18 protein-coding genes and 1 pseudogene are annotated in these 21,114 nt (G+C 74.3%); 11 read left to right on the top strand and 8 right to left on the bottom strand.

The annotated features are described in order from the left end of the window. The first annotated feature begins 38 nt into the window (after positions 1-38). The 3 genes and pseudogenes from GXW83_RS06620 (at position 39) to GXW83_RS06610 (ending at position 2,322) form a co-directional block, all read left to right on the top strand. Positions 39-893: a MerR family transcriptional regulator gene (locus GXW83_RS06620; protein WP_182441945.1), complete on the top strand. Its 855-nt coding sequence runs from the start codon at positions 39-41 to the stop codon at positions 891-893. 127 nt (positions 894-1,020) lie between these two features. Continuing rightward, positions 1,021-1,988, top strand: a pseudogene (locus tag GXW83_RS06615) (aldo/keto reductase). Between the two features lie 97 nt (positions 1,989-2,085). Next, complete coding sequence (locus tag GXW83_RS06610; protein ID WP_182441944.1) at positions 2,086-2,322, top strand: hypothetical protein; 237 nt, start codon at positions 2,086-2,088, stop codon at positions 2,320-2,322. Positions 2,323-2,698: 376 nt separating this feature from the next. Here the strand turns inward: GXW83_RS06610 and GXW83_RS06605 are convergent, their stop codons facing one another. The 3 genes from GXW83_RS06605 to GXW83_RS06595 form a co-directional block, all read right to left on the bottom strand. Beyond that, positions 2,699-3,802, bottom strand: coding sequence for a hypothetical protein (locus tag GXW83_RS06605; protein WP_182441943.1), 1,104 nt, complete (start codon positions 3,800-3,802; stop codon positions 2,699-2,701). Between the two features lie 31 nt (positions 3,803-3,833). Then, the gene (locus GXW83_RS06600; RefSeq protein WP_182441942.1) at positions 3,834-4,103 is read right to left on the bottom strand and encodes a GlsB/YeaQ/YmgE family stress response membrane protein; all 270 of its coding nucleotides are present in this window, start codon (positions 4,101-4,103) and stop codon (positions 3,834-3,836) included. A 146-nt stretch (positions 4,104-4,249) separates the two neighbouring features. Beyond that, complete coding sequence (locus GXW83_RS06595; RefSeq protein ID WP_225446805.1) at positions 4,250-5,431, bottom strand: PP2C family protein-serine/threonine phosphatase; 1,182 nt, start codon at positions 5,429-5,431, stop codon at positions 4,250-4,252. A gap of 142 nt (positions 5,432-5,573) precedes the next feature. On the opposite strand from GXW83_RS06595, the gene GXW83_RS06590 reads away from it, so the two are divergent. From GXW83_RS06590 to GXW83_RS06575, 4 genes are all read left to right on the top strand, one after another. Further along, positions 5,574-6,560 (top strand): PrsW family intramembrane metalloprotease, encoded by a 987-nt coding sequence (locus tag GXW83_RS06590; RefSeq protein ID WP_182441941.1) that lies wholly within the window; start codon positions 5,574-5,576, stop codon positions 6,558-6,560. 116 nt (positions 6,561-6,676) lie between these two features. Beyond that, on the top strand, positions 6,677-7,474 hold the full coding sequence (locus tag GXW83_RS06585) for an SGNH/GDSL hydrolase family protein (RefSeq protein ID WP_182441940.1): 798 nt from the start codon (positions 6,677-6,679) through the stop codon (positions 7,472-7,474). Between the two features lie 287 nt (positions 7,475-7,761). After that, positions 7,762-7,974: a heavy-metal-associated domain-containing protein gene (locus tag GXW83_RS06580; RefSeq protein ID WP_182441939.1), complete on the top strand. Its 213-nt coding sequence runs from the start codon at positions 7,762-7,764 to the stop codon at positions 7,972-7,974. A 50-nt stretch (positions 7,975-8,024) separates the two neighbouring features. Next, a complete protein-coding gene (locus GXW83_RS06575; protein ID WP_182441938.1) occupies positions 8,025-10,382 on the top strand; it encodes a cation-translocating P-type ATPase in 2,358 nt (785 codons plus the stop codon). A gap of 573 nt (positions 10,383-10,955) precedes the next feature. Here the strand turns inward: GXW83_RS06575 and GXW83_RS06570 are convergent. Further along, positions 10,956-12,245, bottom strand: a complete 1,290-nt coding sequence (locus GXW83_RS06570; RefSeq protein ID WP_182441937.1) for a citrate synthase — start codon at positions 12,243-12,245, stop codon at positions 10,956-10,958. 193 nt (positions 12,246-12,438) lie between these two features. Beyond that, a complete protein-coding gene (locus GXW83_RS06565) occupies positions 12,439-14,700 on the bottom strand; it encodes an ATP-dependent RecD-like DNA helicase (protein WP_182441936.1) in 2,262 nt (753 codons plus the stop codon). Positions 14,701-14,908: 208 nt separating this feature from the next. Between GXW83_RS06565 and GXW83_RS06560 the strand changes: the two genes are divergently transcribed. Beyond that, positions 14,909-15,397: a glutathione peroxidase gene (locus GXW83_RS06560; RefSeq protein ID WP_182441935.1), complete on the top strand. Its 489-nt coding sequence runs from the start codon at positions 14,909-14,911 to the stop codon at positions 15,395-15,397. Between the two features lie 87 nt (positions 15,398-15,484). Here the strand turns inward: GXW83_RS06560 and GXW83_RS06555 are convergent, their stop codons facing one another. After that, positions 15,485-15,823 carry a DUF2218 domain-containing protein gene (locus GXW83_RS06555; RefSeq protein ID WP_182441934.1) on the bottom strand — a complete coding sequence of 113 codons (339 nt, stop codon included), beginning with the start codon at positions 15,821-15,823 and terminating at the stop codon, positions 15,485-15,487. Between the two features lie 170 nt (positions 15,824-15,993). Here GXW83_RS06555 and GXW83_RS06550 point away from each other — a divergent pair, with 170 nt between their 5' ends. The 3 genes from GXW83_RS06550 to GXW83_RS06540 all read left to right on the top strand — a co-directional run bounded on the left by GXW83_RS06550 (position 15,994) and on the right by GXW83_RS06540 (position 18,443). Continuing rightward, positions 15,994-16,545, top strand: a complete 552-nt coding sequence (locus GXW83_RS06550; protein WP_225446804.1) for a MarR family winged helix-turn-helix transcriptional regulator — start codon at positions 15,994-15,996, stop codon at positions 16,543-16,545. Between the two features lie 78 nt (positions 16,546-16,623). Beyond that, positions 16,624-17,415 (top strand): serine protease, encoded by a 792-nt coding sequence (locus GXW83_RS06545; RefSeq protein WP_182441933.1) that lies wholly within the window; start codon positions 16,624-16,626, stop codon positions 17,413-17,415. An 86-nt stretch (positions 17,416-17,501) separates the two neighbouring features. Beyond that, positions 17,502-18,443: a LysR family transcriptional regulator gene (locus GXW83_RS06540; RefSeq protein ID WP_182441932.1), complete on the top strand. Its 942-nt coding sequence runs from the start codon at positions 17,502-17,504 to the stop codon at positions 18,441-18,443. Here the strand turns inward: GXW83_RS06540 and GXW83_RS06535 are convergent. Both GXW83_RS06535 and GXW83_RS06530 read right to left on the bottom strand, forming a co-directional pair. Next, positions 18,424-19,284, bottom strand: coding sequence for a ZIP family metal transporter (locus GXW83_RS06535; RefSeq protein ID WP_225446803.1), 861 nt, complete (start codon positions 19,282-19,284; stop codon positions 18,424-18,426). The genes GXW83_RS06540 and GXW83_RS06535 overlap by 20 nt on opposite strands. A 368-nt stretch (positions 19,285-19,652) precedes the next feature. After that, entirely contained in the window at positions 19,653-21,017 is a 1,365-nt protein-coding gene (locus GXW83_RS06530; RefSeq protein ID WP_182441931.1) for a restriction endonuclease, read from the bottom strand. Positions 21,018-21,114: the final 97 nt, after the last annotated feature.

The raw sequence follows: 21,114 nt of genomic DNA, 5'->3' as shown, positions 1-21,114 counted from the left end.
CAGAGGGAACCGTGGTCCCCGTACCAAGGAGGAGCGCCATGAGCCCCGATCCCGGCGACGGCAGCCGTCCACCGCAGGGCGCACTGCTGGGCATCGGCGTCTTCGGCCGCCGGTCCCGGCTCTCGCCCAAGGCCCTGCGCCTGTACGACGGGCTGGGACTGCTGGTCCCGGCGGACGTCGACCCGGTCAGCGGATACCGCCGCTACCGGGAGGAGCAGCTGGCGACCGCCCGGCTGATCGTCCAGCTGCGGCGGCTCGACATGCCGCTGGCCGAGGTCGCCGAGGTGCTGGCGGCGCCCGGCCCGCAGGCGGCGCAGCTGGTCGAGGCGTACTGGGACGGCGTGGAGCGGCGGGTCGCGGCCCGGCGCGGGCTCGCGGCGCACCTCCGGATCCGATTGTCAGGCGGAGCAGGGAGCACGGAGATGTTCGACATCAAGGAGCGGGAGGTGCCCGCGCAGCGGGTACTGACGGAGCAGCGACACCTGTCGCCGGAGGAGCTGCCGGGGTTCATCGGCGGCGCCACCGGCCGGCTGACGCGCGCCGCCGAGAAGCTCGGCGGCCCCAGCGGGAACGTGTTCGTCGTCTACCACGGCGAGGTGGACGAGGACGGCGACGGCCCGGTGGAGGTGTGCGTGCCGGTGGCGCCCGCGCCCGGCACGGACCTGGGCGGCGTGGCGGTCCGGGAGGAGCCCGGGCACCGGGAGGCGTACACCCGGCTGACCAAGGGCCAGGTGGAGTTCCCACAGATCCTGTCGGCGTACGAGGCGGTCTCCGCCTGGGTGACCGGCCGGGGCCACCGGGTCTCCGGCGAGCCCAGGGAGGTGTACTTCACCGACTGGGAGGCCACCGCGCCCGACCAGGACGCCTGCGACGTGGCCTTCCCCTTCGCGTAGCGGCCGCTTCGCCCAGCGGCCGCCCCGATCCGCCCGGCACGCCCCCGTCGGCGTGGGCTTGACCTGGAGTGCGCTCCAAGGGGCAGGCTGGGCGGGTACGGGACGTCCGCGAAGGAGAGCGACACAGATGCGAACCACCACGCTGGGCAGCAAGGGTCCTGAGGTCGGCGTCGTCGGGCTGGGCTGCATGGGGATGTCCCATGCGTACGACCCGACCGGGCACGACGACGACACCTCCGTCCGGGTGATCCGGCGGGCCGTCGACCTCGGGGTGACCCTGATCGACACGGCCGACGCCTACGGCCCCTACACCAACGAGGCTCTGGTCGGCCGGGCGCTGGCGGACGGCTGGCGGGAGCGGGTGGTCCTGGCCACCAAGGTGGGGCTGACCCGGAACCCCGCGGCGGACTCGGCGACCGCCCCGCTGGTCCGCAACGGGCGGCCGGAGCACGTCCGCCGGTCCATCGACGAGAGCCTACGCCGCCTGGGCACCGACCATGTGGACCTCTACCAGCTGCACCGGGTGGACCCGGACGTCCCGGTCGAGGAGACCTGGGGCGCGCTGGCGGAGGCGGTGGCGGCCGGGAAGGCGCTGCAGATCGGGCTGTCCGAAGTGACCGTGGAGGAGATCCGCCGGGCCCGGACGGTGCACCCGGTGGCCTCCGTGCAGTCGGAGCTGTCGCTGTGGACCCGCGACCCGCTGGCGGAGGTGCTGCCCTACTGCGAGCGCGAGGGCATCGCCTTCCTGCCGTTCTCGCCGCTCGGACGAGGCTTCCTCACCGGCCGCTTCGCCTCCGTCGAGGACCTCCCGGAGGACGACTGGCGGCGGACCATGCCGCGCTTCCAGGCCGAGGCCATGGCCGCCAACCAGTCGCTGGTGCAGGCCGTGCGCGGGATCGCCGAGCAGCACCGGGCGACCCCGGCCCAGGTGGCGCTGGCCTGGGTGCTGGCGCAGGGCCGCTACGTGGTGCCGATCCCGGGCACCAAGACCCCGCCTACCTGGAGGACAACGCGGGCGCGGCCGAGGTGGAGCTGACCGCCGAGGACCTGGCCCGCCTGGACGCGCTGCCCGCCCCCACCGGCAGCCGCTACTGACGTCCCGTCGGCGGAACCCGCCGCCCCGCTCCCGCGTCCCAGCAGCGAAGCAGGCACGCGCACGAGCGATCCAGGGGGAGGCATGATGGCGGACGCGGTGGCACAGCCAGCAGTACCGGCAGCCGAGGCAGAGCCGGGAGCGGAGGCGTATCGGGCAGCGGGGGCGCAGCCGCCAGCGGCGGAGGCCGGACAGGCGGCGGACCGGCCGGGCAGCCGACGGCGGGCGCTGCTGGTCACGCTGCCGCTGCTGCTGGGGCTGGCCGTCGCGGCGGTGGTGCTGATCTGGTACCTGGGCCCGTCCGCAGGCGCAGCCGGGGGCTGCGGCGGCGGCTGACGACCCGGGGCGGGGCCCCGGTGGCAGCTGGCTGCCCGGCGGGCAGCGGCCCACGGCCGGGCGGACTCCGACAGCAGCTGACTGCCCGACAGGCACCGGCAGCAGCCCCCGGCCCGGGCGGCCCCCGGCGGCAGCCGACGCCCGGCGGGCACCGGTGGCAGCTGGCTGCCCGACGGCCCCCGGTGGCAGCTGACTGCCCGACAGGCACCGGCAGCAGCCCCCGGCCCGGGCGGCCCCCGGCGGCAGCCGACGCCCGGGCGGCCCCCGGCGGCAGCCGGAGGTCCGGCCGTGGCTGACGGTCCGCTGGCGGCTGGCGGCCCGGCGGGCAGCGGGCCCACGGCCGGGCGGGCCCGGCGGCCAACGGCCGGGCCGGGGGTCAGCGGCCGAGGAGGTAGGGGAGCCTGCGGCCGAGGAAGGTGCGGGGGAAATCGTCGCGCAGCTTCCAGAGTCCGGCGTCGACCACGAAGTGCCCCATCACCGCGCCCAGGTAGGCGCCGTAGACGGCGCGGTCGAGGCGTCCGCCGGTGTGCAGGTGCGAGGCCAGGTTCAGGCCCAGGCCGAGGACCAGCCCGAGGTTGAGCAGTACCGCCAGCGAGACCAGCCGCTGCGCCCGGGGCGCGCCGCCGCCCCCGGCGACCAGGCCGACGACCAGCAGGTACTGGTAGCCGTGGGCGACGGTCATCCCGGCCACGGCGGCGTACGGCGAGCGGAACAGGAAGACCGGCAGGAAGAACAGCAGCGAGGTCAGGTAGACCGCCCCGGCGCAGCCCCGGCGGTCCTCGGGGGCGCGCCGCATCAGCTGCACCACCCCGTAGCCGAGGGCCAGCGCGTACGCCCCGGCCGCGACCGGGAACAGCGGGCCCACCCGGGGGACGTCGCCGAGTTGCAGCAGCGCCGGGTGGCTGAGCAGCCCGGCGATACCGGCCAGTCCGGCGGCGGTGATGGCCCGGCGCTCGCCGCCGGCCAGCGGCGCGCCGCCGTACGCGGAGCGGGCCAGCGCCGCCAGGCCCAGATTCTGCTTCTGGAAGTGGAAGAACTGCCAGCCGAAGTAGGCCAGCAGCAGCAGATCGAAGGGCCCGGCCGGGACGGCGGCGGCGAGCAGGGCGGTGCCGAGGACCAGCGCCAGCGGTGCGGTGACATAGCGTCCGCGGTGGGCGGCGACGTGCCGCCGCACCTCGGGCACGGTGTAGAACCACGCGGTCGTGGCGACGTGCACGGAGGAGCCGAGGAACAGCAGCCCGCCCAGGGCCGGGCCGGGCGCGGCGCCGTCGGCGGGGGCCAGCAGCGCCGCGCCGACCAGCGCGCCGAGGGTCAGCAGCAGCGTCCCGAGCAGCCAGGCGGCGCGCAGCCCGGCGCCCGCGCCGCCCTCGGCCACCGGGCCGCGCGGGCCTCCGGCGGCGCCGCCGCCGACCCGCCCGGCCGTGGCCGGATTTCGCCCTGCGGTGGCGTGCGCGGCTGGTATTCGTCCCTCGACTGGCATCGCGCCAGCATAGGGGAGAGCCGACCGGGCATCAGTTCCTGGACCTGGCCTGCGGGTAGAGCGCGGAGCCCGCGGCCACCACCACCAGCGCGCCGACGACCTGCAGCAGGTGCCGGATCCAGTCGATGCCGCTGGTGTGGCGGACGCCGATGACCGAGCTGATGTAGTTGCCGAGCAGCGCGCCGACCATGCCGCAGAGCACGGTCAGCCAGATCGGGATGGCCTGCCTGCCCGGCAGCAGCAGCTTCGCCAGGAAGCCGAGAATCGCGCCGACGATGACGATCCAGATGATCTGGAACATGGCCGCTCCCTTGTCGGTGGCCCAGGTATGGCCGGTGGCCCCAGCCTGGTCGGGGCTCGGGCGGCGCGCATGCCGCCGCACCCGTTCGGGTGACGCGCGGAGCGGGGGCAGGACAGGGCGGACCTCAGCGAGGCGGCGCGGGGGGCTCAGTCCGCACCCGGCTCCAGCGCCGCCGGCTCGCCGTCGCGGGCCAGCAGCAGCAGGACGGCGTCGTCGCGCAGTTCGCCGCCGGTGTGCCGGAGCAGGTCCGCGTAGACCCGGGCGACGGCCGCCTCCAGATCCGCGCTGCTGCCGGCGGTCAGCGCGGGCGCCCGCTCCTCCAGCGGGTAGAACCGGCCGTCCTCGTGGCTGCGCGCCTCCACCACCCCGTCGGTGCACAGCAGCAGCACGTCGCCGGGGCCGAACGGCACCGTCCACGGGCGCGGCGAGCCCACGGCCATAGCGCCCAGCCCGAGCGGCACCCACGGATCGGGCGGGTAGAGCACGGCCACCGAGCCGTCCGGGGAGATCCGCAGCGGCGCGACATGGCCCAGGTGGACCAGCTCCACCGTCTCCGGGCAGCTGAGCCCGACCAGCAGCGCGGTGGTGAACTCCCCGGAGGGCACGTGGCGGACCACGCTGCTCTCCAGCCGCCGGGCCACCCCGACCAGCTCCGGCTCGTCGTACGCGGCCTCGCGGAACGCCCCCAGCACCACCGACGCGGCCTGGACCGCGCCCAGTCCCTTGCCCCGGACGTCCCCGATGACGGCCCGTACGCCGTACGGGGTGTCCAGGACGGCGTAGAGGTCGCCGCCGATCTGCGCCGAGTCGGCGGCGGAGACGTAGCGGGCGGCCAGCAGGATGCCGCCGACGTGCGGGCCGGGCGGGCGCAGCAGCGCCAACTGGGCCGCCTCGGCGACGGTGCTGACGGCGACCAGGTGCCGGCTGCGCTCCACCCGCAGCTGGGAGATGACGGCCCCGGCCACGGTCAGCGCCGCGTAGGCGATCAGCGTGCCCAGGAACAGCCGGTGGTCGTGCGAGTCGTCCAGGCCGTCGTACCGGCTCAGCCCGACCAGCCCGATCAGGCCCAGGGCGCTGGTGAGCACGACCTCCAGCGGGTACAGGGTGAGCGCGGCCAGCGGCGGCACCACCGACATCAGCGAGGCCAGGTAGGTGTCCGGACCGGAGACCAGGTCGAAGAAGACGACCAGCAGCATCGCGGTGAGCGGGGTGAGCACCCGCAGCCGGAACGGGGCCTGTAGCAGGGCCGCGTCGTCGCGCAGCCGCAGCGACGAGGAGGGGGCGAGCGCGGCGGATCCGCTGTCGTGGTCCTCGGAGGGCTGCTGCACAGCAGAAAATCTATCCGAAGAACGACATACACGACACATCACGGCATTCCGCGCATAAGCCGTCCAACCCTCCGAATGCCGTGCCATAGTGCTGCCGCCCCCTGCCCTGCGGGGCCGCGAGCGGAAGAAGGCCCAGCAGCACATGTCCAGCCCAGCCACGCCCCCGGCGCCGCCGGCCCGCGCCCGGTACTGGGCGACCTGGTTCTTCGGCGGCCTGGCCCTGTGGCTGGCCACCGTGGTGGTCACCTACCGGACCGGGAACAGCAACCTGGTGCCGACGATCGTGCTGCTGGGCAGCTTCCTGGTGCCGGCCAGCTTCGTCGTCTGGGCCCACGAGCGGTACGGCGCGGACATCGGCACCGACCGGATCACCGCCTGCTTCGCCGCCGGGGGGCTGATGGGGGTGCTCGGCGCGTCGCTGCTGGAGTACTACCTGCTCTCCGACTCCGTGTGGGTGTACGCCGGGGTGGGGCTGATCGAGGAGGCGGTGAAGGCGTGGGCGCTGGTCATGCTCACCCGGCGGATCCCGGCCTCCGGGCTGCGGCACGGCCTGGTGCTGGGCGCCACCGTGGGCTTCGGCTTCGCCGCGTTCGAGACGGCCGGCTACGCCTTCAACGCCGTCCTCACCGAGCAGGGGCTGTCGCTGCGGGACCTGGTCTCCACCGAGATCCTGCGCGGGGTGCTGGCACCGGTCGGGCACGGGCTGTGGACGGCCATCCTGGGCGGAGTGCTGTTCCGCGAGCGCCGGAACAACCGCTTCGTGCTCACCCCAACGGTGCTGCTCACCTACCTCGGGGTCTCCGCGCTGCACGCGCTGTGGGACAGCTCGCACGGGATCGCCGCCTGGATCGTCTCCCGGGTCACCGAGCCCGGCCGGAACCGACCGGCGCTGGACCTGGGCTTCCTGCCGCACCCGACCGAGAACCAGGTGTGGCTGTTCACCGTGCTCTCCACCACCGCGCTGGCGCTGGTGGCCTGGGTCGGGCTGCTGTGGCTGCTGTGGCTGGTCCGCAGCGCGCGCCGGGCCGGGCACCCGACCGGCCCGCAGCCGCCGTACGACCCCGCCCGGCCGCCCACGCCGCCCGGCTGGGGCGGCCCGCCGCGCCGCCTGCCGCCACCGGGCCGCTGACCTCGGGACGCAGGCGGTCGCCGGGCCGTATTCCCGAACGGCGCGTGGGGGAAATCACGTCCGTCAAGGTCTACCTACGGTGGCGTAGGTCACTTCATGCAGTGAAGTATCTTCCCATGTCCGAGCTGCCGACCCACACCGCCGACCTCACCTCTTACGTCGCCCTCGGGGACAGCTTCACCGAGGGCCTCAACGACCCCGACCCCGACGGCGGCTTCACCGGATGGGCCGACCGCCTGGCCCGCCTGCTGGCCGAGCGCCGCCCGCGCACCGACGACGGGCGCTACGACTTCCGCTACGCCAACCTCGCCGTGCGCGGCCGCCTGCTCGACCAGGTCGTCGCCGAGCAGGTCCCGCAGATCGAGCGGATGCAGCCCGACCTGGTCAGCTTCTGCGCCGGGGGCAACGACATCCTGCGCCCCGGCAGCGACCCGGACGAGGTCGCCGAGCGCTTCGAGGCGGCGGCGGCCCAGCTGCGCGCGTCCGCCGGCACGGTGCTGATCTGCACCGGCTTCGACACCCGGGACACCCCGGTGCTGCGCCACCTGCGCGGCAAGATCGCCACCTACAACGCCCACCTGCGGGCCATCGCCGACCGCAACGGCCTGGCCGTGGTGGACATCTGGGCGCTGCGGGCCATGCGCGACCGTCGGGCCTGGAGCGAGGACCGGCTGCACCTCTCCCCCGAGGGGCACCAGCGGGTCGCGCTGCACGCCGGGCGGGCGCTCGGGCTGGACGTCGCCGACCCGGACGCCCCCTGGCCGCCGCAGCTCGCACACACCCCGGCCGAGCTGCGCCGGGAGAACCTGCACTGGGCCCGCGAGTACCTGCTGCCCTGGGTCGGCCGCCGACTGCGCGGGGAGTCCTCCGGCGACCACGTCGAGGCCAAGCGCCCGGAGCTGCTGCCGCTGTAGCGGCGCGCCCCGCAGCCGCTCCGAACGCCTCCACGCCAGCCCGCCCGGTGCACCACCGGGCGGGCCTGCTGCGTTCCGGGGCCCCGGCCCGGCGTCCGCCGCCGGACACGCCCGCGGCTGCGCGAGCTGACGAGACGGGGCAAAACGCCCGCCGGTGGTTACTCTCGCTTCGGCCGTCCGCTCGGGACGGCCGACTGACCCCCCTGCCGAGGAATACCCCCCAGGGGTATGGTGTTGGACCGGGGGAAGCAGACGACGAGCAGCGCCGACGAACACCAGGAGGAACCATGTCCACTGCCGTATTCACCGTCTCCGGCATGAGCTGCGGCCACTGCGAGAAGTCGGTGAGCGAGGAGCTGGGCGCGCTGCCCGGCGTCACCGGCGTCAGCGCGGACGCCAAGGCGGGGACGGTCACCGTCTCCTCCGAGCACCCGCTGGACGACGAGGCGGTGCGCAGCGCCGTGGACGAGGCCGGCTACCAGCTGGTCAGCCGGGCCTGACCCCGGCGCGGCAGCGGGCCGGGCGGAACGAGCAGGAAGGGCGCAGGATCATGAACACCACCACCCCGGGCACCGGGACGCGGCAGTCCGAGGCGCTGGCCGCCGCTGCGCCGGCCGGCGGGCGGGTCGAGCTGGCCATCGGCGGCATGACCTGCGCCAGCTGCGCCGCCCGCATCGAGAAGAAGCTCAACCGGATGGAGGGCGTCGAGGCGACGGTGAACTACGCCACCGCCAAGGCGGTCGTGTCGCACGCGCCCGGCGTCGGCGTGCAGGAGCTGATCGCCACCGTCGAGCGCACCGGCTACACCGCCGAGCTGCCGCCCCGGCCGGTGCCGTCCGCCGCCCCCGGCTCCGCCTCCGACTCCGCTTCCGTCGCCGACTCCGAGCACGGGCACGGCCCGGGCACCGGCTCCGGCGCTGACCCGGATCCGGAGTCGGCCGGGCTGCGGCAGCGGCTGCTGGTGACGGCCGCGCTGGCGGTCCCGGTGGTGCTGCTGGCGATGATGCCCGCGCTCCAGTTCCGCAACTGGCAGTGGCTGTCCTTCGCCCTGGCCGGCCCGGCCGTCGCGTACGGCGGTTGGCCGTTCCACCGGGCCGCCTGGACCAACCTGCGGCACGGCGCGGCCACCATGGACACCCTGGTGTCCATCGGCACCCTGGCCGCCTTCGGCTGGTCCGCCTGGGCGCTGTTCCTGGGCACGGCCGGTACGCCGGGGATGGTCCACGGCTTCAGCCTGGGCCTGTCCTCCGGCGACGCCTCCGACACGCTCTACCTGGAGACCGCCGCCGGGGTCACCGCCTTCATCCTGCTGGGCCGCTACCTGGAGGCGCGGGCCAAGCGCCGCGCCGGGGCGGCCCTGCACGCCCTGCTGTCGCTCGGCGCCAGGGACGCGGCGGTACTGCGGGACGGGCGCGAGGTCCGGGTGCCGATCGCCGAACTGGCGGTCGGGGACCGGTTCGTGGTCCGGCCCGGGGAGAAGATCGCCACCGACGGGACCGTGGTGGAGGGCACCTCGGCCGTGGACACCTCGCTGCTCACCGGCGAGTCGGTGCCGACCGAGACCGGGCCGGGCGACCACGTCACCGGAGCCACCGTCAACTCCGGCGGGCGGCTGGTGGTGGAGGCGACCCGGGTGGGCGCCGACACCCAGCTCGCCCGGATGGCCCGGCTGGTGGAGGACGCGCAGAACGGCAAGGCCGCCGCGCAGCGGCTGGCCGACCGGATCTCCGCCGTCTTCGTCCCGGCGGTCCTGGTGATCGCCGCGGTCACGCTGGTGAGCTGGCTGGTCGTCAGCGGCAGCGCCACCGAGGCGTTCACCGCCGCCGTGGCGGTACTGATCATCGCCTGCCCGTGCGCGCTGGGCCTGGCCACGCCGACCGCGCTGATGGTCGGCACCGGGCGCGGGGCCCAGCTCGGCATCCTGATCCGGGGCCCGGAGGTGCTGGAGTCCACCCGGGCGGTGGACACCGTCGTCCTCGACAAGACCGGGACGCTCACCACCGGCGTGATGACGCTGCTGGCCGTGCACACCGCGGCGGGCACCACCGAGGCCGAGGCGCTGCGGCTGGCCGGGGCACTGGAGCACGCCTCCGAGCACCCGATCGCCCGGGCCGTCGCCGAGGCCGCCGCCCGGGCCGGGGAGCTGCCCGGCGTCACCGACTTCGTGTCCGTGCCCGGACGCGGCGTCCAGGGCGTCGTCGAGGGCCGCGCGGTGGTGGCCGGGCGCGAGCAGTTCCTGGCCGACTGGGCGCAGCACCTGCCGGCGCCGCTGGCAGCCGCCAAGACGGCCGCGGAGGCCGCCGGGCGGACGGCGGTGGCGGTCGGCTGGGACGGCGCCGCACGCGCCGTGCTGGAGGTCGCCGACGCGGTTCGGCCGACCAGCGCCGAGGCCGTCTCCCGGCTGCGGGCGCTGGGGCTGACGCCGGTGCTGCTGACCGGGGACAACCGCGCGGTGGCGCTGAGCGTCGCGGCCGAGGTCGGCATCGACGCCGACCGGGTGGTCGCCGAGGTGCTGCCGGAGGACAAGGCCGCCGTCGTCGGCCGGCTCCAGGCGCAGGGCCGGACGGTCGCCATGGTCGGCGACGGCGTCAACGACGCAGCCGCCCTGGCCAGGGCCGACCTGGGGCTGGCCATGGGCACCGGGACGGACGCGGCGATGGAGGCGGCCGACCTGACCCTGGTCCGCGGCGACCTGCTGGCGGCGGCGGACGCCATTCGGCTCTCCCGGCGCACCCTGGGCACGATCAAGGGCAACCTGTTCTGGGCCTTCGGCTACAACGTGGCGGCGCTGCCGCTGGCCGCCCTCGGCCTGCTCAACCCGATGATCGCGGGCGCGGCGATGGCGTTCTCGTCCGTCTTTGTCGTCAGCAACAGCCTGCGGCTGCGCGGCTTCCGCGCCCAGGACTGAACCCCGCGCCCCCGCCGGGCGCCTCAGCCACGCGCCTCCGCCGGGCGCCGCTCGGGCCGCCAACACCCGAGCGGCGCTCGGCCGTTGGCGGCGGCCGCGACCGCTTGGGGCGGCTTCCACCCGGTTTGCCGCGCTTCGCCCGGACGCGGATTCTTACCATGGCCGAAATTGGCCGAACAGCGCCCGGGGCGCGGGTTTCCGGCCTTCTTGCGGCGGTGTGAGGGGACTTGGGCCAGGTACGGGGCGTAGGCGGGCTCGCACGCTACGGTGTGAGAGGAGAGTCACATGCGCCAGTCGTAACCTTGCGACCCCGTCGACGTGTTACAACACGTGTGCCGGATGAACGAGCGGTCAGCCGCTCGGCCCCCGGCTGGAGTTCCGGCGGACTCCACCGTCGGCCGCCGTCGCTGGACGGCCGACCACGCACGGCGCACGTGTACGACGGGGTGGGTTGAGCGGCCTCCCCCGGCGTACCGGGCGCCGTGCGCCCCGGCTTGCAAGGTGTATTGGCAGGTACGCCGAAGGGCCCGGCCGCAGCGGCCGGGCCCTTCGCGCAGTGCGGCTGAGGCGGTGTCAGCGCGACTCGATGGCGACGAAGTCGCGGATCTCGACGCCGGTGTAGATCTGCCGCGGGCGGCCGATCTTGCTGGTCGGGTCGGTGATCATCTCCTGCCAGTGGGCGATCCAGCCGGGCAGCCGGCCCAGGGCGAACAGCACGGTGAACATGCTGGTCGGGAAGCCCATGGCGCGGTAGATCAGGCCGGTGTAGAAGTCCACGTTCGGGTAGAGCTTGCGCGAGATGAAGTAGTCGTCGGTGAGCGCGTGCTCCTCGAGCTTGAGCGCGATGTCGAGCAGCTCGTCGGCCTTGCCCAGCTGCGCCAGGACGTCGTGCGCGGCGCCCTTGATGATCTGCGCGCGCGGGTCGAAGCTCTTGTAGACGCGGTGCCCGAAGCCCATGAGCTTCACGCCGTCCTCGCGGTTCTTCACCTTGCGGATGAAGGCGTCGACGTCGCCGCCGTCGTTCTTGATCTTGGTGAGCATCTCCAGCACGGCCTGGTTGGCGCCGCCGTGCAGCGGGCCCCAGAGGGCGTTGATGCCGGCCGAGATGGACGCGAACAGGTTGGCCTGCGAGGAGCCGACCAGGCGCACGGTCGAGGTGGAGCAGTTCTGCTCGTGGTCGGCGTGCAGGATCAGCAGCTTCTCCAGCGCGTTCACCACGACCGGGTTCAGCTCGAACTCCTCAGCGGGCACCGCGAAGGTCATCCGCAGGAAGTTCTCGACGTAGCCGAGGTCGTTGCGCGGGTAGACGAACGGGTGGCCCTGCGACTTCTTGAAGGCGTAGGCCGCTATGGTCGGCAGCTTCGCCAGCAGGCGCACCGCGGAGAGGTAGCGCTGCTCGGGGTCGAACGGGTTGTGGCTGTCCTGGTAGAACGTGGACAGCGCACTGACCACCGAGGACAGCATGGCCATCGGGTGGGCGTCGCGGGGGAAGCCCTGGTAGAAGCGCTTGACGTCCTCGTGCAGCAGGGTGTGCTGCGAGATGTCGTGCTGGAAGCCGGAGAGCTGGTCGGTGTTGGGCAGCTCCCCGTTGATCAGCAGGTAGGCGGTCTCCAGGAAGGTCCCGTGCTCGGCCAGCTGCTCGATGGGGTAGCCGCGGTAGCGCAGGATGCCCTGGTCGCCGTCGATGTAGGTGATCGCGGACTTGCAGGCGGCGGTGTTGCCGAAGCCGTTGTCCAGCGTGGTCAGGCCGGTCTGGCTCAGCAGCTTCGAGATGTCGAAGCCGGCGTTGCCGACGGTGGCGTCGACCACCGGGTACTCGTACTCGTTGCCCTGGTAGCCGAGTACTACAGAGTTGTCGCTCACGTCTTCCCTCACCAGCGAAATGAACCTCTTCAAGGGGTGCCCTGACTTAAGTACTACCATCGCCCATTCGAGCGACCTAGGGGTAGTCAGGGTCACCCAAAAGGGATAGGCCCTACAAAACTCGCGGCCCGGTTCCTTCACTTCCTGACAATGGACGATCCTCGGCCGATCCGCACGCCGGTGGTTGCAGGACTCAACCGGATCGCAGCCGGTGATCCAGGGCAGTGTGGCGTCGACCTGCGGAAACGGCCCGGACGGCCTGCGCCAGCGCCCGCCGGGAGCCCACCAGCACGACGATCTTCTTGGCGCGGGTCACCGCGGTGTAGAGCAGGTTCCGCTGGAGCATCATCCAGGCGCTGGTAGTGACAGGGATCACCACGCACGGATACTCGCTGCCCTGGGAGCGGTGGATGGTCACCGCGTAGGCGTGCGCCAGCTCGTCCAGCTCGTCGAAGTCGTAGGGGACCTCCTCGTCCTCGTCGGTGAGGACGGTGAGGCGCTGCTCCTCCAGGCTGAGCGCGGTGACCACGCCGACCGTGCCGTTGAAGACGCCGTTGACGCCCTTGTCGTAGTTGTTGCGGATCTGCGTGACCTTGTCGCCGACCCGGAAGGTCCGGCCGCCGAAGCGTCGCTCGGGCGTGTCCGGGCGGGAGGGCGTGACCGCGCCCTGGAGCAGGACGTTGAGGTTGCCCGCCCCGGCCGGGCCCCGGTGCATGGGGGCGAGGACTTGGACGTCCCGACGCGGGTCCAGCCCGAAGCGGGCCGGGATGCGCCGGGCGACGACGTCCACCGTCAGCCCGGCGGCCAGCTCGGCGTCCTCCTCCGGGAAGAGGAAGAAGTCGGCCATGCCGTCGGTGATCGGCGGGACGCCCTCGTTGATCCGGTGCGCGTTGGTCACCACGCCCGACTGCGCCGCCTGCCGGAAGATCCGGGTGAGCCGGACCGACGGGACCGGGCTGCCCGGCGCCAGCAGGTCGCGCAGCACCTCCCCGGCGCCCACGGACGGCAGCTGGTCGACGTCCCCCACCAGCAGCAGGTGCGCGCCCGGGGCGACGGCCTTGGCCAGCTTGTTGGCCAGCAGCAGGTCAAGCATGGACGCCTCGTCCACCACCACCAGGTCGGCGTCGAGCGGCCGGTCCCGGTCATAGGCGGCGTCCCCGCCCGGCTTCAGCTCCAGCAGCCGGTGCACGGTGGACGCCTCGCAGCCGGTCAGCTCGGCCAGCCGCTTGGCGGCCCGGCCGGTGGGCGCGGCCAGCACCACCTTGGCCTTGCGGGCCAGCGCCAGGGTGACGATGGAGCGGACCGTGAAGGACTTGCCGCAGCCGGGCCCGCCGGTCAGCACGGCCACCCTCTCGGTCAGCGCCAGCCGCACCGACTGCTCCTGCTCGGGCGCCAGATCGGCCCCGGTCTGCCCCCGGAGCCAGCCCAGGGCGCGCTCCCAGTCCACCCCGGCGAAGGAGCCCAGGCGGTCCTCGGGGGCCCGCAGCAGCCGCAGCAGCTGTCCGGCCAGCGACTGCTCGGCGCGGTGGAAGGGCACCAGGTAGACCGCCGACAGCCGCTCCCCGGCCGGATCGCCGGGGACGGCGTGCTCGGCCGGCAGCTCCTCGCGGACCACGCCCTCCTCGGCGATCAACTCGGCCAGGCACTCGATGACCAGGCCGACGTCCACCGCCAGCAGCTTCACCGCGTCGGAGATCAGCCGCTCCTCGGGCAGGAAGCAGTGCCCCTGGTCGGCGCTCTGGGAGAGGGCGTACTGCAGCCCGGCCTTGACCCGCTGCGGGCTGTCGTGCGGTATCCCGACGGCCTGGGCGATCCGGTCGGCGGTCAGGAAGCCGATCCCCCAGACGTCGGCGGCCAGCTTGTAGGGCTCGTTCCGGACCACCGCGATGGAGGCGTCGCCGTAGTTCTTGTAGATGCGCACCGCGAGCGAGGTGGAGACCCCCACGCTCTGCAGGAAGATCATCACCTCCTTGATCGCCTTCTGCTCCTCCCAGGCGGCGGCGATCAGCCCGGTGCGCTTGGGCCCCAGCTTGGGGACCTCGATCAGCCGCTCCGGCTGCCGCTCGATGACGTCCAGGGTCTCGGTGCCGAAGTGGTCGACGATGCGCTCGGCCAGCCGTGGGCCGATGCCCTTGATCAGCCCCGAGCCCAGGTAGCGGCGGATGCCCTGGACGGTCGCCGGGAGCACCGTGGTGTAGTTCTCCACGGTGAACTGCTTGCCGTACTGCGGGTGGCTGCCCCAGCGGCCCTGGAGCCGCAGGCTCTCGCCCGGCTGCGCCCCGAGCAGCGCGCCGACGACGGTGAGCAGGTCGTTGGCGCCGCGGCCGGTGTCCACCCGGGCCACGGTGTAGCCGGTCTCCTCGTTGGCGTAGGTGATGCGCTCCAGCACCCCCTCGACGACCGCGAGTTGGATCTGCGGGGCGGACGGGTCCGCCGCCCGGGGCCGTGCGGCCATGCCCGCTCCCCCTCTCGGCTGCCGGTGTCGGGACGCTCGCGGTTGCACCGTACCGCCCGCCTCCGACAACGCGCCGCCGCCGGGCACCACCGGACGCCCACCGGGCGCTGCCGGCCTCCCGGCCGACGGGAAGCAGCGGCGATGCGGCAGTGTTGTGACCGACACTGCCGCCGGCGCCCGCGCCGCCCCGATCCCGGAGGTCCCACCGATGAGCCTGTACGACATCCCGCTGCGCACCCTCGACGGCGAGGCCACCTCGCTGGCCGCCTACCAGGGCAAGGCCGTGCTGCTGGTCAACGTCGCGTCCAAGTGCGGCCTGACGCCGCAGTACGCGGGCCTGGAGCGGCTGCAGCAGCAGTACGGCGGGCGCGGCTTCACCGTGCTCGGCGTGCCCTGCAACCAGTTCGCCGGGCAGGAGCCGGGCAGCTCCGAGGAGATCCAGACCTTCTGCTCCACCACCTACGGCGTCACCTTCCCGCTGCTGGAGAAGATCGACGTGAACGGCGAGGCCCGGCACCCGCTCTACGCCGAGCTGACGCGGACCGCCGACGAGGCGGGCGAGGCCGGGGACGTCCAGTGGAACTTCGAGAAGTTCCTGCTCTCGCCCGAGGGCGAGGTCGCCGCGCGGTTCCGGCCGCGCACCGAGCCGGAGGCGGCCGAGGTGGTCAGCGCGATCGAGGCCCAGCTCACGGCCTGATCCCGCCGGAAACGGGTCGGCCCGCACCGCCGCAGGGGCGGTGCGGGCCGTCGGTTGCGGGCCTGGTGGCTCGGGGCGGGTCGGCGCTCAGCCGGCGGCGTCCTCGGCGTCGTTGCGCTGCACGCTGCCGGGCGTGCCGTTGTCGCGGTGCCACTCGGCGACCAGCTCGTCCTTGGCGCCGAAGCGCACCAGGTGGCGGCCGACGACGTCCTCCAGCCGGTCGAGGCTGTCGGCCTCGCCCTCGACGGCGAGCAGCAGCACGCCGGGCTCGGCGGTGAGGGTCGCGGTCCCGGCCGAGAAGGTCAGCGCGCCGTGGCCGGTCTCGTCGTCCCAGCTGCTCTCGACCTTGCGGCCGAGATGGGAGGCGAGCTGCTTGGCGTAGCGGTGCGGGCGGTCGGTGGTGACGCGGGCTTCGGAGCGGGGCATGGGTGTCCTCCTGGACGTGGCTGGGAGAGCCTGACTTAGGCCAGCCTAATCGAAAATATGAGCAAGGCTCTCTAATTTCTCCATGACATCCGCCGACATCCGCCGCCGAGCCGTCCGACCCGGTGTTCGAGCCCGATATCCTGGTGCTCCCGCCTAGCCAGGAGCCTGCCGTGACCGCCGATCTCCCCGCAGATCCCCCCAGTGCGGCGCCGGACGAGGTCGAGCTGGCCGACGCGGTGATGCGGGCCGGCAAGCGGATGCGCCGGGAGAGCTTCCACCGGCTGTCGCCGTACGGCATCACCCCCTCGCAGGGCCGGGCGCTGGAGGTGCTGGCGCGCGGCGCGCACCACGGCGCCATGATCCGGCTGAACCAGCTGGCCGAGCGGCTGCGGATCGCCCCGCGCTCGGTCACCACGGTGGTGGACGCCCTGGAGACCGCCGGACTGGTCGCCCGCACCCAGGACCCGGAGGACCGCCGGGCCATCCTGCTGCAGCTCACCGAGGCCGGGCAGCAGATGGTCGAGCAGATCGGCCGGATCCGGCAGGAGGTCGCCGCGGAGTACTTCGGCGCGATCAGCAGCGAGCAGCGCGGCGAGCTGCTGCGGCTGCTGCGCACCTCGGACGCGGCCTACGAGCAGGCGCACCCGCATCACGGCCACCACCCGCACCACCCGCACCATTCGGTGGACAGCGACAACAGCGAGACCCGGAAAGCCTCCTGACCCAGCGTCAGCATCAGTCGTCACCCGCATGCCGTCGGTGCTGGCGGCGCTCCCCGGCATCCGTCAGAATCCGTGCATATGACGCACCATTCGCTGACGAACCGTCTGCGCCTCGCGCTGGCGACGCTCACCGCCTGCTCGACGGCCGCACTGCTCCCCGCCGCCGCCCAGGCCGCGCCGCCGGTGCGCTCCCCCGGGGCGGCGGCGTTCGCCGGTACGCCCCGGGTCGGAGCCCTGTTCTCGGTCCGGAACGGCGCTCTGGACGGGCACTTCTGCACCGCCTCGGTCGTCGCCAGCCCCCACCACGACCTGCTGGTGACCGCCGCGCACTGCGTCGTCGCCCCCGGCAGCGGCAAGGCCCGCGACGACCTGGCGTTCGTCCCCGGCTACAGCGCGGGCCGCTCCCCCTACGGCCGCTGGACGGTCCGCACCGCCGTGGTGGACCACCGCTGGGCGCAGTCCGGGAACCCGGACTACGACGTCGCCTTCCTGACCACCGCCCCGGTCGGCGACGAGGGCCCGGTGGAGGAGACGGTCGGCGCGGAGACCCTGGCCGTCGACGCGCCGGGCACCCCGGGCTCGGCCGTCGCCGTCGGCTACCCCTCGCACGCCGAACAGCCGGTCCACTGCGCGGGCCCGCTGCGCCACCACGGCGCCGGCCAGCTGGAGTTCGACTGCCCCGGGCTGTCCACCGGCACCAGCGGCGGCCCGCTGCTCACCGGCGTGGACCCGGCCGGCTCCGGCCCGGGCGAGGTGGTCGGGGTGATCGGCGGCTACCAGGCGGGCGGGGCCACCGACGCCGTCTCCTACAGCCCCCACCTGGGCCCGGGCATCGTGGCCGTCTACCGCTCGGCCGTGGCCCAGGGCTGAGGCCCGTACCGCCCGGCCGCAGCGTCCGCCGCCGCGGGGCGCTGCGGGGGCCGGACGCTGTCGGGGCTGCTGGCTACGCTGGGCCCATGATGGACCTCGGACGCCTGCGGGCCCTGCACGCCGTCGCGGTGCACGGCTCCGTGGGCCGCGCCGCCACCGCACTGGGCTTCACCCCCTCCGCCGTCTCGCAGCAGATCACCAAGCTGGAGCGGGAGACCCGGACCCCGCTGCTGGAGAAGCGCGGCCGGGGCGTCGTGCTGACCGATGCCGCCCGGGAGCTGGCGGCCACCGCGGAGCAGGTGCTGGCGCTGGTGGAGGCCGCCGAGGTGTCGCTGGAGGAGCGCCGCGGGCAGGTCTCCGGGCGGCTGGTGCTGGCCGCGTTCGCCACCGCCGCGCGCGGCCTGCTGCCCGGCGTCCTGGCCGATCTGGCGCGGCTCCACCCCGAGCTGGAGCTGCGGCTGCTCGAGGGCGAACCGTACCTGGTCGCGGATCTGGTGGCGCGCGGCGAGGTGGATCTGGCGGTCGTGCTGGACTGGCCGAACACCCCGCTGCCGGTGCCCGAGGGGGTGGCCAGGCTGCCGCTGGGCGAGGACCCGGTGGACGTGCTGCTGCCGATCGGCCATCCGCTGGCGGCGCTGCCCGAGTTGACCGTGCCGGATCTCAGCGGGCAGCGGTGGATCAGCATCCAGCCGGGCACCATCTGCCACGACTGGCTGGTGCGGACCATGCGCGACATCGGCGAGGAGCCGGACATCCGGTTCCAGGTCGGCGAGTTCGAGACGCAGATCGCGCTGATCGCGGCCGGGCTGGGGGCCGGGCTGGTGCCCCGGCTCGGACGCGGCGCGCTCCCGCCCGGGGTGGTCGCCCGCCCGGCGCGGCCGGAGCCGACCCGGCGGGTGTTCGCGCTGTGGCGGCAGCACGCCTCGCGCCGCCCGGCGATCGCCGCCGCGCTGATGGCGCTGCGCGAGCGCTGGCCGCAGCGGGAGGCGGCGCCGGAGCCCGAGCGGCTCAGCTCGCCAGGCCGATGACCAGCCACATGAACCCGGCGCCCAGCACGGTGCACAGCAGCGTCGTCCGGGAGGGGTGCGGGCTGTGCGCCTCCGGCAGGATGTCCGAGGTGGCCAGATACATCAGGAACCCGGCGAAGAAGCCCAGGTAGAGGCCGACGATGTGCTCCGGGATGGTGAACAGCAGGGTGATCCCGGCACCCAGCACCGGCGCGGCGGCGTCGCACAGCAGCAGCGTGACCGCCCGGCGGCGATCGTTCCCGTAGAGCCGGGTGATGGTGTAGGTGTTGAAGCCGTCGGCGAAGTCATGGGCGATGACGGCGATGGCCACGACCGAGCCGAAGCCGTCGCCGACCTGGAAGGCCGCGCCGATGGCGAAGCCGTCCATCACGCTGTGCAGGCACAGGGCGGAGGCCGCGGCCAGGCCCAGGTTCTCGCTGCGCCCGTGGACGTGGCTGCCACCGGTGGTCCAGGCGTCGGCGGACGGCGGCGCTGCGGCTGAGGGCTGGGCTGCGGTTGACGGCTGGGCTGCGGCTGAGGGCTGGGCTGTCGGCGCGTCGGGGCGGTGGCCGTGGTGGTGCTCGGCGTACTCGGACTCGTGCGCCCGGTGGATCGCCACCGAACGCTCCACGATGTGCAGCACCAGGAAGCCCAGGACGAACATCAGCAGGCCCTGGGCCACGCCGAACAGCTTGCCGGGGGCGGCGTCCAGGGCCTCCGGCAGCAGGTCGAAGCCGACCACGCCGAGCATCAGCCCGGCGGCCAGCCCGAGCACCAGGTGACGCCTGTCGCCGACCCGGCCCGCGACCAGGCCGCCGACCAGGGTCATCAGAAAGGCCCCGAGGGCCACCAGTACCGGCACCCGCGCACGCTCGCTCTCATCACGCCCCGAGCGGCCGCGGTCGGCGGCCCGGGACGGCCTGCGGCTCCTGCCTCGGCCCGGGCGGGGAGGGCGGCGGCGCCCTGCCCAGTCACCGCCGCCCTCGGCACGGGCCGGACACGCGCCCTCCCCGCCATCCTGGCCCGGCCCGCGCCCGCCTGCCCGCCCGGCTGGGCCGGACGGGCGGCGGCCCGACGTCCTGGCGTCCGGCGTCCGGCGGCCTCGCGTCCGGCGTCCCGGCGTCCCGGCGTCCAGGCGTCCGGGCGTCCGGCGGCCTGGCGTCCTGTGCCTGGCGGCCCGGCGTCCGGCGGCCTCGCGTCCTCGCGGCCCGGCGTCCGGCGGCCTGGGCGTCAGCCGCCGAGTTCGGTGCCCAGGTGGGCGCGGATCAGCGCCCGCAGTTCGCCGCCGTCGATCAGCCGCAGCTCCGGCAGCGAGGCGGCGGCGATCACCGCGTCCGGGTGGAAGCTGCCGGTGGTCGCCCAGATGCCCTGCTCGGCGGCCTCCTCCTCGACCACCTCGGCGACGTTGCGCACCGCCTCCGCGCTCACGACCAGCGGCCGCCGGGCCGCGCAGACCACGTACGGCGCCTCGGCCAGGTGTCGGCCGTCGCCGTGCCCCAGCGCCAGCAGGCCGTCCCGGCCGTGCAGCCGCAGCTCCCACTCGTCCAGCCCCAGGTGCTCGAACAGCTCGGCGACCAGCGCCGCGAACTCGCCCGGCGACAGCTCCTCCGGGGCCGGTGCGGCGGCGCAGGCGACCGCGTACGGGGTGACCGGCGCGGGCGCGAACGGGTCGTCGGTCAGCACCGAGGGCAGGTCCCGCAGCCGCTCCACCGCCTCGTGGTGGGCCTGCGGCAGCAGCGTCCGCGCGTACAGGTCGCCGCGCCGGGCGTCGACGCTGACCACGCAGGTCTCCCCGGCCTCGGCGGTCACCGCGCGGCCGTTCAGGACGATGCCGTCCAGCTGGGACTCGGTGTCGGCGGCGAGGATCGCGTCCAGGGCGCGCAGCACCAGCCGGGCGATCAATTGCTGGTAGCGGGCCAGGGATTCCTGCCGGGGGCGGGGCACCGGCTCGACGCCGCCGTCCTCGACCACCTGGAACTCCAGCGCCGGGGGCACCACCGCCGGGCTCGGCAGCACCAGATCCACCACCGCCGTCCGGGTGAGCGCGCGGTAGGAGACCCGGGCGGGCACCTCCAGGCCGGGCAGCCGCCCGGCGGCGGCGAGCGCGCGCTCCAGCACCGACTCGACCGCGGCCGGCTCGCCCTGCTCGTACGCGGCACGGTAGTTGCGCAGCCGGTCGTTGTACTCCCGGACGCTGCGGGCCCGTTGCTGCTCGTCCTGCTCGTGGGAGAGCCGGGCCTCCTCGGCGCGGCGGCGCAACTCCTTCTCGTGGTCCCGGTATTCGCGCAGGGCGCGCTGGTGCACCAGCCGGGCCGCCGCGAGCTGCTGCTGGTAGGCCCCGCTGAGCAGGGGCTTGCCGGGGGCGGCGGCGGTGACCGGGCCCGGGTCGGGCGCGTAGTCGGCCCAGCGCGGCGGCTCGGCGACCGCCTCGGGCGGCAGCGGCCGCGGCTCGTAGGTGCGCTGCAGCGCGTCGAAGTCGACGGCGGGCGAGGGTTCGGCCGCCAGCGAGAGCAGTTCGTCGAGGCGCAGTTCGGCGTCCTGCGCGACCTCGGTGTACTGCAGTGCGAGGTATGCCCGTCCGCCGCCTGGTGTCATCCCTGGTCCCCCGTGCCGCTGTCCAGCTGAAAGTCCAAGCATCTCATCAGCCAGGCCGTTCATCTCGTCCATCAGCCGATCAAAACGGGCGATCCCG

Origin of the sequence: Streptacidiphilus sp. PB12-B1b (assembly GCF_014084125.1) — a bacterium.
In the GTDB taxonomy this organism is placed as follows: domain Bacteria; phylum Actinomycetota; class Actinomycetes; order Streptomycetales; family Streptomycetaceae; genus Streptacidiphilus.
This window is presented reverse-complemented; position numbering and strand designations above follow the sequence as displayed.

What these genes read in the sequence shown, in the direction of transcription:
- GXW83_RS06545 (WP_182441933.1), top strand. Translation starts at nt 16,624, where the DNA reads ATGACGCACCATTCGCTGACGAACCGTCTGCGCCTCGCGCTGGCGACG.
- GXW83_RS06565 (WP_182441936.1), bottom strand. Translation starts at nt 14,700, where the DNA reads ATGGCCGCACGGCCCCGGGCGGCGGACCCGTCCGCCCCGCAGATCCAA.
- GXW83_RS06575 (WP_182441938.1), top strand. Translation starts at nt 8,025, where the DNA reads ATGAACACCACCACCCCGGGCACCGGGACGCGGCAGTCCGAGGCGCTG.
- GXW83_RS06605 (WP_182441943.1), bottom strand. Translation starts at nt 3,802, where the DNA reads ATGCCAGTCGAGGGACGAATACCAGCCGCGCACGCCACCGCAGGGCGA.
- GXW83_RS06555 (WP_182441934.1), bottom strand. Translation starts at nt 15,823, where the DNA reads ATGCCCCGCTCCGAAGCCCGCGTCACCACCGACCGCCCGCACCGCTAC.
- GXW83_RS06585 (WP_182441940.1), top strand. Translation starts at nt 6,677, where the DNA reads ATGTCCGAGCTGCCGACCCACACCGCCGACCTCACCTCTTACGTCGCC.
- GXW83_RS06580 (WP_182441939.1), top strand. Translation starts at nt 7,762, where the DNA reads ATGTCCACTGCCGTATTCACCGTCTCCGGCATGAGCTGCGGCCACTGC.
- GXW83_RS06530 (WP_182441931.1), bottom strand. Translation starts at nt 21,017, where the DNA reads ATGACACCAGGCGGCGGACGGGCATACCTCGCACTGCAGTACACCGAG.
- GXW83_RS06590 (WP_182441941.1), top strand. Translation starts at nt 5,574, where the DNA reads ATGTCCAGCCCAGCCACGCCCCCGGCGCCGCCGGCCCGCGCCCGGTAC.
- GXW83_RS06540 (WP_182441932.1), top strand. Translation starts at nt 17,502, where the DNA reads ATGATGGACCTCGGACGCCTGCGGGCCCTGCACGCCGTCGCGGTGCAC.
- GXW83_RS06600 (WP_182441942.1), bottom strand. Translation starts at nt 4,103, where the DNA reads ATGTTCCAGATCATCTGGATCGTCATCGTCGGCGCGATTCTCGGCTTC.
- GXW83_RS06620 (WP_182441945.1), top strand. Translation starts at nt 39, where the DNA reads ATGAGCCCCGATCCCGGCGACGGCAGCCGTCCACCGCAGGGCGCACTG.
- GXW83_RS06560 (WP_182441935.1), top strand. Translation starts at nt 14,909, where the DNA reads ATGAGCCTGTACGACATCCCGCTGCGCACCCTCGACGGCGAGGCCACC.